The organism is Mycolicibacterium sp. MU0050 (assembly GCF_963378085.1).
GTDB lineage: Bacteria > Actinomycetota > Actinomycetes > Mycobacteriales > Mycobacteriaceae > Mycobacterium > Mycobacterium wendilense.
On record NZ_OY726395.1, the window covers coordinates 772,218 to 784,764 of the forward strand.

13 protein-coding genes are annotated in these 12,547 nt (G+C 64.7%); 9 read left to right on the forward strand and 4 right to left on the reverse strand.

All coding sequences use genetic code 11. The annotated features are described in order from the left end of the window. Window positions 1-11 precede the first annotated feature (11 nt). The 4 genes from R2K23_RS03640 (at window position 12) to R2K23_RS03655 (ending at window position 3,653) form a co-directional block, all read left to right on the forward strand. The gene (locus R2K23_RS03640) at window positions 12-500 is read left to right on the forward strand and encodes a VOC family protein (protein WP_316514344.1); all 489 of its coding nucleotides are present in this window, start codon (window positions 12-14) and stop codon (window positions 498-500) included. A 77-nt stretch (window positions 501-577) separates the two neighbouring features. Further along, window positions 578-1,066: a nuclear transport factor 2 family protein gene (locus R2K23_RS03645; protein ID WP_316514346.1), complete on the forward strand. Its 489-nt coding sequence runs from the start codon at window positions 578-580 to the stop codon at window positions 1,064-1,066. Window positions 1,067-1,088: 22 nt separating this feature from the next. Next, window positions 1,089-2,633 (forward strand): amidase family protein, encoded by a 1,545-nt coding sequence (locus R2K23_RS03650; protein ID WP_316514347.1) that lies wholly within the window; start codon window positions 1,089-1,091, stop codon window positions 2,631-2,633. A gap of 3 nt (window positions 2,634-2,636) precedes the next feature. Then, a complete protein-coding gene (locus R2K23_RS03655) occupies window positions 2,637-3,653 on the forward strand; it encodes a TIGR03619 family F420-dependent LLM class oxidoreductase (protein WP_316514348.1) in 1,017 nt (338 codons plus the stop codon). Between the two features lie 59 nt (window positions 3,654-3,712). On the opposite strand, the gene R2K23_RS03660 is transcribed toward R2K23_RS03655, so the two are convergent. From R2K23_RS03660 to R2K23_RS03670, 3 genes are all read right to left on the reverse strand, one after another. Continuing rightward, entirely contained in the window at window positions 3,713-4,408 is a 696-nt protein-coding gene (locus tag R2K23_RS03660; protein WP_316514350.1) for a GntR family transcriptional regulator, read from the reverse strand. Between the two features lie 31 nt (window positions 4,409-4,439). Then, window positions 4,440-5,645: an alpha/beta fold hydrolase gene (locus R2K23_RS03665; protein WP_316514352.1), complete on the reverse strand. Its 1,206-nt coding sequence runs from the start codon at window positions 5,643-5,645 to the stop codon at window positions 4,440-4,442. A gap of 239 nt (window positions 5,646-5,884) precedes the next feature. Next, window positions 5,885-6,373 (reverse strand): MarR family winged helix-turn-helix transcriptional regulator, encoded by a 489-nt coding sequence (locus R2K23_RS03670; RefSeq protein ID WP_316514353.1) that lies wholly within the window; start codon window positions 6,371-6,373, stop codon window positions 5,885-5,887. Between the two features lie 26 nt (window positions 6,374-6,399). On the opposite strand from R2K23_RS03670, the gene R2K23_RS03675 reads away from it, so the two are divergent. The 3 genes from R2K23_RS03675 to R2K23_RS03685 all read left to right on the forward strand — a co-directional run bounded on the left by R2K23_RS03675 (window position 6,400) and on the right by R2K23_RS03685 (window position 10,383). Next, window positions 6,400-6,837: a Rid family hydrolase gene (locus tag R2K23_RS03675; protein ID WP_316514354.1), complete on the forward strand. Its 438-nt coding sequence runs from the start codon at window positions 6,400-6,402 to the stop codon at window positions 6,835-6,837. 161 nt (window positions 6,838-6,998) lie between these two features. Beyond that, the gene (locus R2K23_RS03680) at window positions 6,999-8,210 is read left to right on the forward strand and encodes an acetyl-CoA C-acetyltransferase (RefSeq protein WP_316514355.1); all 1,212 of its coding nucleotides are present in this window, start codon (window positions 6,999-7,001) and stop codon (window positions 8,208-8,210) included. Window positions 8,211-8,235: 25 nt separating this feature from the next. Further along, window positions 8,236-10,383 carry a 3-hydroxyacyl-CoA dehydrogenase NAD-binding domain-containing protein gene (locus R2K23_RS03685; RefSeq protein ID WP_316514356.1) on the forward strand — a complete coding sequence of 716 codons (2,148 nt, stop codon included), beginning with the start codon at window positions 8,236-8,238 and terminating at the stop codon, window positions 10,381-10,383. Window positions 10,384-10,453: 70 nt separating this feature from the next. On the opposite strand, the gene R2K23_RS03690 is transcribed toward R2K23_RS03685, so the two are convergent. Further along, window positions 10,454-10,879, reverse strand: a complete 426-nt coding sequence (locus tag R2K23_RS03690) for a pyridoxamine 5'-phosphate oxidase family protein (protein WP_316514357.1) — start codon at window positions 10,877-10,879, stop codon at window positions 10,454-10,456. Window positions 10,880-10,945: 66 nt separating this feature from the next. On the opposite strand from R2K23_RS03690, the gene R2K23_RS03695 reads away from it, so the two are divergent. Both R2K23_RS03695 and R2K23_RS03700 read left to right on the forward strand, forming a co-directional pair. Beyond that, a complete protein-coding gene (locus tag R2K23_RS03695) occupies window positions 10,946-11,938 on the forward strand; it encodes an LLM class F420-dependent oxidoreductase (protein WP_316514358.1) in 993 nt (330 codons plus the stop codon). A 190-nt stretch (window positions 11,939-12,128) separates the two neighbouring features. Next, entirely contained in the window at window positions 12,129-12,542 is a 414-nt protein-coding gene (locus R2K23_RS03700; RefSeq protein WP_316514359.1) for a Zn-ribbon domain-containing OB-fold protein, read from the forward strand. Window positions 12,543-12,547: the final 5 nt, after the last annotated feature.

The window sequence follows — 12,547 nt, forward strand, 5'->3', positions numbered from 1 at the left end:
CAGGAATTGAAATGCAACCGTCATTGCCGTCGTCCAAAGTCGATCAGTTGGGTTTTCTGGTGCCCGACCTGAAGATCGGTGTGCAACATTGGACAGCCGCACTCAACGTTACCGACTGGCGCGTCTACACCTACTCCCCGGACATGGCGGGAACACGGTTCTCCTACCGAGGGCAGGCGGGAGAATTCACCATGCGGCTCGCCCTTGCCAATACGGTTCCGCAGATCGAACTCATTCAACCGATTGCCGGACCCAGCCTGTATCACGACTGGATTGCCCAGCGTGGCTACGGCTTTCATCATGTCGGATTCTTCGTACCCTCGATCACCGACACTGTCGATGAGTATCGCGCATCCGGGCTCGAGCCGGCCCAGACCGGCAGCGGTTACGGCGTCGACGGTGACGGCGGGTTCGCCTATTACGAAATGGAGGACCAGCTCGGAACAGTTGTCGAATTCATCGAGGTACCTGCGAATCGCCGGCCCAGCGAAACGCTGTGAACCAGCTACCTGACCGCGGCGCCCAGCCGGGCGCGGTCGGTCTTCTATCCCCGACCCATTCACAACAAGGAGTATTCATGGACACGACACTCGAGACGCTCAGCCGCCGGGTCGCCCGCATCGAGGCCGCCGACGAAATCCGGCGGTTGAAGCTTCGTTACGCAGCGGCGTGTGACGACAACTACCCGCCGGACGTCATCGCACCGATGTTCACCGAGGACGCAATCTGGGATGGCGGCGAGCGGTGGGGACGTCATAACGGGCGCGAGGCAATCCGAGCCTTCTTCGCCGGTGCCAGCGACACCATCACCTTCGCGCTGCACCTGATGATCGGCGGAGACATCGAGGTCGACGACAACGCGACGTCCGCCAAGGGCTTTTGGCAGCTGTATGAGCCGGTCGCCGTCGTCGATGGCGATCAGAAGTTCTCGGCGGTGATGGCGGGCATTTATCACGATGACTACGTGCTCACCGACGAGGGATGGAAATTCTCCGTCGTCCGGCTCGATTGGGCGATGCAGGCGCGGCTCGACCGCGGTTGGCACAACGGCCGCTTCCACCTCTGATCGCAGAACCAAGGAGAGCATGATGACCAGTCCGTGGACCAATGCGGTCGAACGCGTCGCCGCTGCCCTCGGGATTGCCGACGGCGCTTATTACGACGAGGTTCGTGAGGTCGTCCACGAGCGCCTCGAAGCCGCCGCGCCGATCGCGGCAGAACTGCGCGGGGCCGCGAATCACGCGCCGTGGCAACGGCCTGAGACGCAGAACGATCCCCTCAACGCCATCGTGCGGTGGTGCGACATAGCGCCGACCGGGGAGGGGCCGCTGTCCGGCAGAACTATCTCTGTGAAGGACTCGATCTTCGTAGCCGGGGTCCCGGCCACCTGCGGCTACAGCGGTCTCGAGGACTTCGTACCTACTGCCCACGCCACGATCGTCGATCGGATCCTGCGTGCGGGCGGCCGGATCGTCGCCACGACGAACATGGACTGCTTCGGCTTCGCGGCCTCCGGTGCGACGAGTTCGTATGGCCCGACGCAGAACCCGAACTCGATCGACCATCTGGCCGGGGGTTCATCCAATGGGGCGGCGGCGGCGTTGTCGTATCCGGGCATCGATATCAGCGTGGGGTGCGACCAGGGCGGATCGATCCGCATCCCCGCTGCGTGGTGTGGCGTGCTGGGGCTCAAACCGACCCACGGATGGATCCCGTACACGGGCATCGCGGGAATCGACCAGATCATCGACCACACCGGCCCCATGGCACGCTCGGTGAGCGACATCGCCGACATGATGGACGTGCTGGTGGGTCGCGACGGTATCGACCCTCGCCAGCCCGAGGTTGTCCCGGAGGCGAGGTTCGGATACCGCGTGCGGAATCCGCGCAATAACCTGGAAGGGATCCGGATCGGGGTCCTCGACGAAGGCATGGACCTGACCCGAGAACACGGTGCAACTGACGTGATCGCCGCGGTGGAGGCCACCTGCCGGGAGCTGAAGGCGATGGGGGCGCAGATCCAGCGGGTCTCGGTGCCGGAGCATCTCACGATCGGCGTTGCATCGTTTGTCTGCAATCTAGAGGGGATGGCATCGTTGTTGCGCTCCGGCGGTCATGGCTACGGCCACCTCGGCCGATACGATGTGGAGTTCGCGACGCGGTTGAGTGCGGCACTACAGGACCGAGCGGACGAGTTGTCGCCCCAGGTCAAAGTCGCGTGGTTGGCGGGCACAACGATGGCCGACACCTACGGCGGCGCTTTGTACGCGGCTGCACGGAATGCTCTGGCGGACCAGATCGCGGGGTACGCGAAGGTCTTCGCAGACGTCGATATGCTCATCATGCCGACCACACCGTTCGGGCCCTTGCGGACAGCCGATGCCTCGGGTGCCGACAAGTCGCTCGCCGTTGGCTGGAGCATGTTGGGGAATACGGCGCCGTTCAACGCAACCGGTATGCCGGCGCTGAGCATGCCCGTCGGCCGATCGAACGGGCTCCCGGTCGGTGCGATGTTGGTTGGGCCGAAGGGGGCCGATGCCGAGCTGCTCGACGTCGCGCGCCTCTACGAAACCACTGTGGGCTGGGACTTGGCGCCCGAACTCGCGATGGCCGAGCCGGATTGGGAGCGCTGACACATGCAATTCGGTCTGAACCTTCCCACTCACGGTGTGATGAGTCGAGACGGGGACGGTAATTGTCGACTGACCAATATCGACCCGAGCGAGATGCGTCCGGTTGAGCGGAGCATCCGCGCGGAGGAACTGGGCTTCCACTCGGTCTGGCTGAGCGATCACATCGTCACCGAAGCCTTCACCGAGGGAGTTCATCCCGCGAACTCCTCGGGTAAACGGGCCTATCCCGAACGGCCCGTCATGTTGGATGTCGCCACCACTTTCGGTGCCATCGCCAGCCGGACATCGACGATCAGGTTCTGTCCTACCGTCTACATTGCTCCCTACCGCCACCCGCTCATCACCGCGCACGAATGGGCCACGCTCGACGTCCTGTCCGGCGGGCGGGCGATGATGGCCGTGGGTGTTGGTTGGGAGATCGGCGAGTTCGAGGCACTGGGTGCTGATTTCGAGCGGCGCGGATCCGTGCTCTACGAATGCCTGCAGATATATCGTCAGGCTTGGGAGAACTCGGATATCGCGTTCGACGGAAAGCATTTCCAGATCCACGGGGTATCAATGGATTTGAAACCCGTCCAGTCGCGGATTCCGATCTGGTATGGGGGGATGTCCGAGATCGCAGCAAAACGGGCAGCCCGGTTGTGTCAGGGCTTCTATCCGATGTTCCTCGATTCGCGTACGCATCCCGCGGATCTGGATTTCCTCCGGACGGCAATCGTGCGAGAAGCGGTGGCAATTGGGCGTGATCTCAGCGACTTCACCATGGCTGCTTACTGTCAGGTAGGGCTGCGCTCCGGGTCGGGGACGGGGCCGTCGTCGGCGCGTCCATTCCTGACCGGGACTGCAGAACAAATTCTCGATGATCTGAATGTGATGGGGTCCTACGGGTACGAACACGTCACGGTCCAATTCGACTGTCCCAGTGGCACCGCCAGCGAGCATGTCGAGCAGACCGAGATGTTTGCTGCTCAGGTACTTCCTCACGCGGGACAGATTGCTTCCGTGGCGATCGCTGGGTGACGCGGAGGCAATCGGCAAGCTGATGTCGGCGACCTCCGCAGTCGTGTTCATCTCGTTCACTACTGCGGAGGTTGATCGAAAAGTTCTGGGTGCTTGGCCAATTCGACGCGAGTGCGCCTGATGTGCCCCACCAGACACCGTTCGGCCTCGACAATGTCCCGGTTGATGATGGCGTCGATCAGTAAGCGGTGCTCAGCGTCGATGATCCACTTGCGATCCCTTCCGGCCAGCCGGGCGAACGCGCGCCGGTAGTGCTGTGTGGTGTTCCAGTATCGGGTGACCATCCCAATCAGTTCGGCGGTGCGGCACCCGCTGTAGGTCAGCAGGTGCAGTTCCCGATCGAGGACCAGGAATCGGTCGACATCGTCGTTGCGCTCTATCTCCGCTTGGATTTCGGTCAGTCGTTGGTGGTCCTCAGAGGTGAGTCGCGGAACGCTCTCCTCGAGCGCGAGCGGTTCGATCCGTTCTCGGACACGGTAGATGAAGTCGCATTCGTCGAGGTCCAACTTCGAAACCCACGCACCGCTGTTGGCCTTGAGTTCGAGGAGCCCCTCGGATTCCAGAATGCGCAGTGCTTCGCGGACCGGCAGCCGGCTCGCATTCATCCGCTGGGCAAGCTCCTCCTGTCGGATCCGCTGCCCAGGAAGGACTCGACCGGCGAGAATGTCCTCTCGCAGACTGTCCGAGATACGTTGACTGGCAACCGACGACCCCCTGTTCTCAGGTGATCCCGGTTTGCCGTCGGTCGCAGTCATCGCTCTCCTCCCAAGTGTTGTCCGTGTGCGATTACAGCTTGTCAACGAAGGAACGGACCGCGTCGTTGAATTCCACTGGATTCTCGATCATGGGGTAGTGCCCTGTCCCTTCGAGTACCGTCACGGAGCTGTCCTTGATCCGGGAGGCAGTAGCGTCGACCATCTCTTGGTTCACCAGCCAATCGCCGTCCCCCCGAATCAACAAGACCGGGCTGGTGATGTTCGCCATCTCCGCACGCCTGTCGAATCCGGCGTAACCCGTCAAGTCCGCCGCAATGTACTCGGGCGCCACCCTTCTTAGCTGCCAGACTACTTCCCGTGCGCGATCGGGCGGCGTGCGTTTGCCGGTCATGGACCGCGACCACGCCTCCAGGATCTGCGGACCGTTGAGGAGAAGCATCTCGAGCAGGAAGGGGCTGACGGTAGGGGTGTAGTCAGCGCCCTCGCAGGACACCACACCGCGGTAGTAGTCGGGGCGTCGCGATGCCAACTCGAGAACCATGTTCCCGCCCATCGAGCACCCGACGATTATCGGCCGCTCCAGGCCCAGCGCGGCCATGAACGACTCGTTGAAATCGGCATGCTGGGTCAGACTCCGGAACGGCCCCCCGCTCGGTTCGCCGGTCTTGCCGTGTCCGGGCGCATCCACGGAGATGACTCGGAAATGGTCGGACAACCCCCGGACGACGTGCCGATACATCAGGGTGTCCTGACCTGCGGCGTGGATACACACGATCGGAGCGCCGCTGCCGGCTTCCTCGTAGTACGTCTCGATACCGTTCACATCGACGTAGTGACCAGTGACCGCACGACTGTAGGCGGGAGGAGCCGGAGAAAAGGCGGACTGCGGCTGAGCGTCTGGCCGGGCCGCACGTGACAGCGCGTGCAGGAACAGCCACAACGCCTTGACGTTCCGGCCGGCTGCGACGGCATTGCCGGCGACGGTCAAGTGTCCCAAAGCCGGCGACGTTGCTTCGAAGTAGTCGGCCCGGCCGTCAAGGATTCGTTCCCATTCGTGCTCGGGTGCTTCCAGGGAGATATCCGCTCCGGTCGGCAGCGGTCCCTGCGCCGCGCCGACCGCCTTACCGTCACGTGTATCGACAGCGAAACTGGCGCCTTCGCAACACAACTCGATACGCACCGAGAAGTACTTCGCGGCCGCAGCCCACTCGGTGTCGTTGTTGAGCTCGTTGAGGAATGCCGTCCAGAAATCGGGACGGGTGAATTCGTTGGGCATATCGAGATGTCCTTCCGCGCGTCATCGGGAGTTGGCTCGGCAGCAGCCGTATGCGGGGGGCATTGCGACGCGAGGTCGGCAGCAGCAGAGGGTCTAACCTGTGAGTCACTGAGATGTGACGTATCGCACGAATAAGTTATCGGATCCAATTGGCTGCGTCAAGGCGCCAGAAGCGCTGCAAATTGCCTCGGGTCGAGCATGGGTGGATCCAATTTGGTGCCACGGCTCCGGTGGGCGCCCTATTCTTGTCGCGTCTCCATGCCGGGCGGCACGACTCGCAGTTTCGCCGCGATCCGGGTCAGCGCCGCCAAATCTGCCGCAGTCAACGGGTCCAGGACCAGTTCGCGCACCGCGTGTAGATGGATTGGGGCAGCCTCGGTCACCAGGCCATAGCCGGTGTCGGTGAGGGAGGCGATCGTGTACCGGCCGTCGTCGGGATCTCGCGACCGGGTCGCCCAGCCCCGGGTCTCGAATCTGCTGACCACATTGGACAGTCGGGACAGCGACCCGCTGGCAAGGAATGCCAAGTCGCTCATCCGGATCCGCCGGTTCGGAGCCTCGGAGATGTGGCTGAGGACCAGGTACTCGAAAAGGGTGAGGCCGACCGGACGCAGGGGTGCTTCGAGTTTGTTTGGAAGCAGCAGCATGAGCGCGACCAGTCCGGTCCACGCGTCCTTCTCCGGCGGTGTCAGCCAGCGGGTCTCCTCCATGGCAATGACTTTACGCATGAAGTAATCCGGTGTACGTTCACTTCATGCGTGAAGTCAAAAAGGGTCGAGATGTGCAGCTGGTCGTGACGCCGGGGGCGGGTGAGAAACTGTTCGGTCGGTTGCACTACAGCCAGGCCGCTCGGTTCGGGAACCGGGTGGAGATATCGGGCCAGGGGGGCTGGGACGACGACTTGAACATCCCGGGGTCGCTGGAGGAGGAAATCGTGACGGCATTCGATAACGTCGAGCGGACGCTGGCTGCGGTCGGTGCGACCTGGCGGGACGTTGTGCACGTGAACTCCTACCACGTCATCATCCCGCCGGACGGCACGTTCCAAGCGCACAACGTCGTGATGGCGGATCAGTACCGCAAGCGGATGGGCGGCGACCGCGCGCCCGTCTGGACCCAGACCGGCGTCACCGCGCTCGGCTTGCCGGAAATGCGGGTCGAGATCCGGGCGACCGCCATCCTGGAGGGCTGACGTCCTCTCGCGCTCCAGCCCCCATATCGCACTGGCAGTCCTCCCAACCAAGTGGTTGGGAGGACTGCTAGGCTGGCGGATCAGGGGACTACCCTCCGCTGCGGAACGCCGGGTCTCGGCGAGCCGCAGAACCCAACCTGAACAGGACCTGGAGCAACTACATGTCCGAAGAAGCCTTCATCTACGAGGCCATTCGCACACCGCGCGGTAAGCAGCGGGGCGGGGCGCTCAACGAAATCAAGCCGATCAGCCTGGTCACCGGACTGATCGACGAAATGCGGTCGCGGTATCCGGATCTGGACGAGAACCTGATCAGCGACGTCATCCTCGGTGTGGTCTCCCCGGTGGGAGATCAGGGCGCCGTCCTCGCGCGCACCGCGGTGCTGGCCGCCGGGATGCCCGACACCGTCGGTGGGGTGCAGATCAACCGGTTCTGCGCCTCCGGGCTCGAAGCGGTCAACATGGCCGCCCAGAAGGTGCGCTCGGGCTGGGACGACCTGGTCTACGCCGGTGGCGTGGAGTCGATGAGCCGGGTGCCGATGGGCTCCGACGGCGGGGCCTGGGCCACAGACCCGGACACCAACTACCGGGTGGGCTTCGTGCCGCAGGGCATCGGTGCGGACCTGATCGCCACCATCGAGGGGTTCTCGCGCGAGGACGTCGACGCCTACGCTGCCCGGTCGCAGGAGCGGGCTGCCGCGGCGTGGTCGGGCGGTTACTTCGCCAAGTCGGTGGTCCCGGTGCGTGACCAGAACGGTCTGGTCGTGTTGGACCACGACGAGCACATGCGTCCCGGTTCGACGGTGGAAAGCCTCGGCAAGCTCAAGACCGCCTTCGACGGCGTCGGGGCGATGGGCGGCTTCAACGATGTGGCGCTGCAGAAGTACCACTACGTGGAGAAGATCAACCACGTCCACACCGGCGGTAACTCCTCGGGCATCGTCGACGGCGCCGCGCTGGTGCTGATCGGCTCGGAGAAGGCCGGCACCTCGCAGGGCCTGACCCCGCGGGCGCGTGTGGTGGCCACCGCCACCAGCGGTGCCGATTCGGTGATCATGTTGACCGGTCCGACCCCGGCCACCCAGAAGGTCCTGGACCGCGCCGGGCTGACCGTCGATGACATCGACCTGTTCGAGCTCAACGAGGCCTTCGCGTCGGTGGTGTTGAAGTTCCAGAAGGATCTGAACATTCCCGACGAGAAGCTCAACGTCAACGGTGGCGCCATCGCGATGGGCCACCCGCTGGGCGCCACCGGCGCCATGATCACCGGAACCATGGTCGACGAGCTCGAGCGTCGCGGTGCCCGGCGTGCGCTGATCACGCTGTGTGTCGGCGGCGGCATGGGCGTGGCCACCATCATCGAGCGCGTCTGAGCTGCGGATAAAGGACTGAAAAGACATGGCAGAGAACACCATCCAGTGGGACAAGGATGCCGACGGCATCGTCACGCTGACGTTGGACGACCCGACCGGCTCGGCCAACGTGATGAACGAGCACTACAAGGAATCGATGCACAACACCGTGGATCGCCTTGTGGCCGAAAAGGATTCGATCACCGGTGTCGTCATCACCAGCGCGAAGAAGACCTTCTTCGCCGGCGGTGACCTCAAGGGCATGATGAACGTCGGCCCAGAGGACGCCGCGGCGTCCTTCGCCGAGGTCGAGTTCATCAAGGCCGACCTGCGCAAGCTGGAGACCCTCGGCAAGCCCGTGGTGGCGGCGATCAACGGTGCGGCGCTCGGCGGAGGCCTGGAGATCGCGCTGGCGTGCCACCACCGCATCGCGGCCGACGTCCGCGGCTCGGTGATCGGCCTGCCCGAGGTCACCCTGGGCCTGCTGCCCGGCGGGGGCGGCGTGGCCCGCACCGTCCGGATGTTCGGCATCCAGAAGGCCTTCATGGAGATCCTGAGCCAGGGCACCCGATTCAACCCGACCAAGGCCAAGGAGGTCGGCCTGGTCGACGAACTCGTGGGCTCTGTCGAGGAATTGGTCCCCGCGGCCAAGGCCTGGATCAAGGCCAACCCCGAGGCTCACACCCAGCCGTGGGATACCAAGGGCTACAAGATGCCCGGCGGCACTCCGTCCTCGCCGGGCCTGGCCGCGATCCTGCCGTCGTTCCCGGCACTGCTCAAAAAGCAGCTCAAGGGTGCGCCGATGCCGGCGCCGCGGGCGATCCTCAACGCCGCCGTCGAGGGCGCGCAGGTCGATTTCGACACCGCCAGCCGCATCGAGAGCCGCTACTTCACCTCGCTGGTGACCGGGCAGACCGCCAAGAACATGATCCAGGCGTTCTTCCTCGACCTGCAGGCCATCAACGGCGGCGCATCGCGGCCCGAGGGCATCGCCAAGCAGGAGATCAAGAAGATCGGTGTCCTGGGTGCGGGCATGATGGGCGCCGGTATCGCCTACGTGTCGGCCAAGGCCGGCTATGACGTTGTCCTCAAGGATGTCTCGCTGGAAGCGGCGCAGAAGGGCAAGGCGTACTCGGAGGGCCTGGAGGCCAAGGCGCTCAAGCGCGGCAAGACCACCGAAGAGAAGTCCGCGGCGCTGCTGGCGAAGATCCACCCCACCGCGGACGCCGCGGACCTCAAGGGTGTCGACTTCGTGATCGAGGCCGTGTTCGAAAACCAGGAACTCAAGCACAAGGTGTTCCAGGAGGTCGAGGACATCGTCGAGCCGAACGCGCTGCTCGGGTCGAACACCTCCACCCTGCCGATCACCGGTCTGGCGACCGGGGTGAAGCGCCAGGAGGACTTCATCGGGATCCACTTCTTCAGCCCCGTCGACAAGATGCCGCTGGTGGAGATCATCAAGGGCGAGAAGACCTCCGACGAGGCACTGGCCCGGGTGTTCGACTACACGCTGGCCATCAAGAAGACCCCGATCGTCGTCAACGACAGCCGCGGCTTCTTCACCAGCCGGGTCATCGGCACGTTCGTCAACGAGGCGCTGGCGATGCTCGGCGAGGGGGTGAACCCGGCCAGCATCGAGCAGGCCGGCGCCCAGGCCGGGTACCCGGCCTCGCCGTTGCAGCTGTCCGACGAGCTCAACCTCGAGCTGATGCAGAAGATCGCCACCGAGACCCGCAAGGCGACCGAGGCCGCCGGCGGCACCCACGAGGCGCATCCGGCCGAGGCCGTCGTCAACAAGATGATCGAGATCGGTCGTCCGTCGCGGCTCAAGGGCGCGGGCTTCTACGAGTACGTCGACGGCAAGCGGGTCGGCCTGTGGCCGGGCTTGGCTGAGACGTTCAACTCGGGCAGCTCGGACATCCCGCTGCAAGACATGATCGACCGGATGCTGTTCGCCGAGGCGCTCGAGACCCAGAAGTGCCTCGACGAGGGCGTGCTGACCTCCACCGCGGATGCCAACATCGGCTCCATCATGGGGATCGGCTTCCCGCCCTACACCGGCGGCAGCGCCCAGTTCATCGTGGGTTACCAGGGTGAGCTCGGTGTCGGCAAGGAAGCCTTCGTCGCCCGCGCCAAGCAGTTGGCCGAGCGTTACGGCGAACGCTTCAACCCGCCGGCGTCGCTGACCAAGTAGCACGAGCGCAAGGCGCCCCCGACCCGGCGGTCGGGGGCGCCTTCGTCGTTACGGGCGCCGTCCGGTCGTTTCAGAAGCCGCCGAGGTCGGCGGACAGCCAGTGCTGCGGGCGCATCCAGATGGCCACGGTCTCGCCGTGCTCGCGGCGTGCCATCTCCAGGTAAGGCTCCACGGCCTCCGGTGGGAGATAGCGCTTGGTGACCTCGATGAGTTGCTCGTCGGTGCCCGGTTCGATCCGGCTCACCGGCCCGTCGACGGAGACGTAGCGGACGGTCGGTTCGACCCGGTCGACCATCAGGGAGAAATGGCCGACCGCCTCGATCAACCGGTGTTTTCGAGATCCGGCCCCCGTCAGCAGCCACGGCTCGCCGCCGGGCTGGTACTGATACCAGATCGGGACCGTCAGGGGTCCCCGCTGGTCGCCGGCAGCCACCGAAAAGGCGGCGACGTGCGGCTCCGACAGAAACTGTTCGCGTTCTTCTCGGGTGAGAGCCATCACCTCAGCGTAGGTCGGCCGGTGTCGCGGTTCCGGCGAATGGCTCAGGGGGGTACGGTCGGCTCCATGCGCTTCGGATTGTTCATCCCGCAGGGCTGGCGACTCGATCTGGTGGGTATTGATCCCGCGGAGCACTGGGCGGTGATGCGCGAGCTTGCGCAATACGCCGACGACAGTCCGGCGTGGGACTCGCTGTGGGTGTACGACCACTTCCACACAGTGCCGACCCCGACGGCCGAGGCGACGCACGAGGCGTGGTCGCTGATGGCGGCGTACGCGGCCAGCACCTCGCGGATCAAGCTGGGGCAGATGTGTACAGCCATGAGCTACCGCAACCCGGCGTACCTGGCGAAGGTCGCGGCGACCACGGACATCATCTCCGGCGGCCGGGTCCAGATGGGGATCGGCGGCGGCTGGTACGAGCACGAATGGCGTGCCTACGGTTACGGGTTTCCTTCCGCGGGTGAGCGATTGGCGCGTCTCGACGAGGGCGTGCAGATCATGCGCGACGCCTGGCGCGACGGCATCGTCAGCTTCGACGGCAAGCACTACCAGGTCGACGGGGCTATCGTTCAACCGAAACCGCTGCAGGACAACGGGATTCCGCTGTGGATCGCCGGCGGCGGGGAGAAGGTAACGCTGCGCATCGCCGCGAAGTATGCCCAGTACACGAACTTCACCTCCGAGCTTGCGGGCTTCGAGCACAAGTCGAAGGTGCTCGCAGCGCACTGCGCCGACGTCGGCACGGACTTCGACGCCATCGTGCGGTCGGCGAACATCAACGCCTTCGTCGGTGCCTCCGAGGCGGACGTCAAGGAGCGGATGGGCCGGGTGCACGCCCGGATCAGCGGGCTGTCCGGGGAGGCGGCGGCCGACGCGATGATCAACTCGATGAAGGGCCCGGAGTCCGGCAGTGGGACGCCGGAGCAACTCGTGGAGGCCCTGGGCCGGCTGCGCGACCTCGGCTGCGAGTACGTGATCTGCTACTTCCCCGAGGCGGCCTACGACCGCTCCGGCGTCGAACTCTTCGAACGCGAAGTCATCCCCGCACTCACCTGAGTAACCCGCGAAACCTGACACTCCCGCGAGCTAACACTCCCGCGAGCGTGCAAGTCCCCGGCCGACACGCCGGTACATTTCCGTGCTTTGCGCACGCTCGCGCTGATGAGAATGGGCTTTCCGCTTTTCGCTAACAGTATTGTACGATTCCGAAAGCGCATTATTGGTCACGACTGCGGAGGATCTGTACATGCAGAAAGCGCTCGCGCCCGAGATCTCGACCTGGCCTGAGGAGAACCCGCAGCTGATCGGTAGTCAGTGCGGCAACTGCTCGGCCACCGTGTTCCCGGTTCAGGATCACTGCCCCAAGTGCAGCAGCGCGGAGATGTCCGAGACGCTGTTGCCCCGGCGCGGCACCGTGGTCGCGTGGACCACGCAGGGCTTCCCGCCCGGTGCCCCCTACGCCGGCCCGACGGGCAAGGACTTCGTGCCGTTCGGGGTGGGCCTGGTCCAGCTCGGCGACGTGATCCGCGTCGAGGGGCGGCTGACTGAAAACGACCCCGCCAAGCTGAAGTTCGGCCAGGAGGTCGAGCTCACGATGATCCCGTTCACCACCGACGAAGACGGCAACGAGGTCGTCACGTTCGCGTTCCAGCCGGTCTGAGGAGC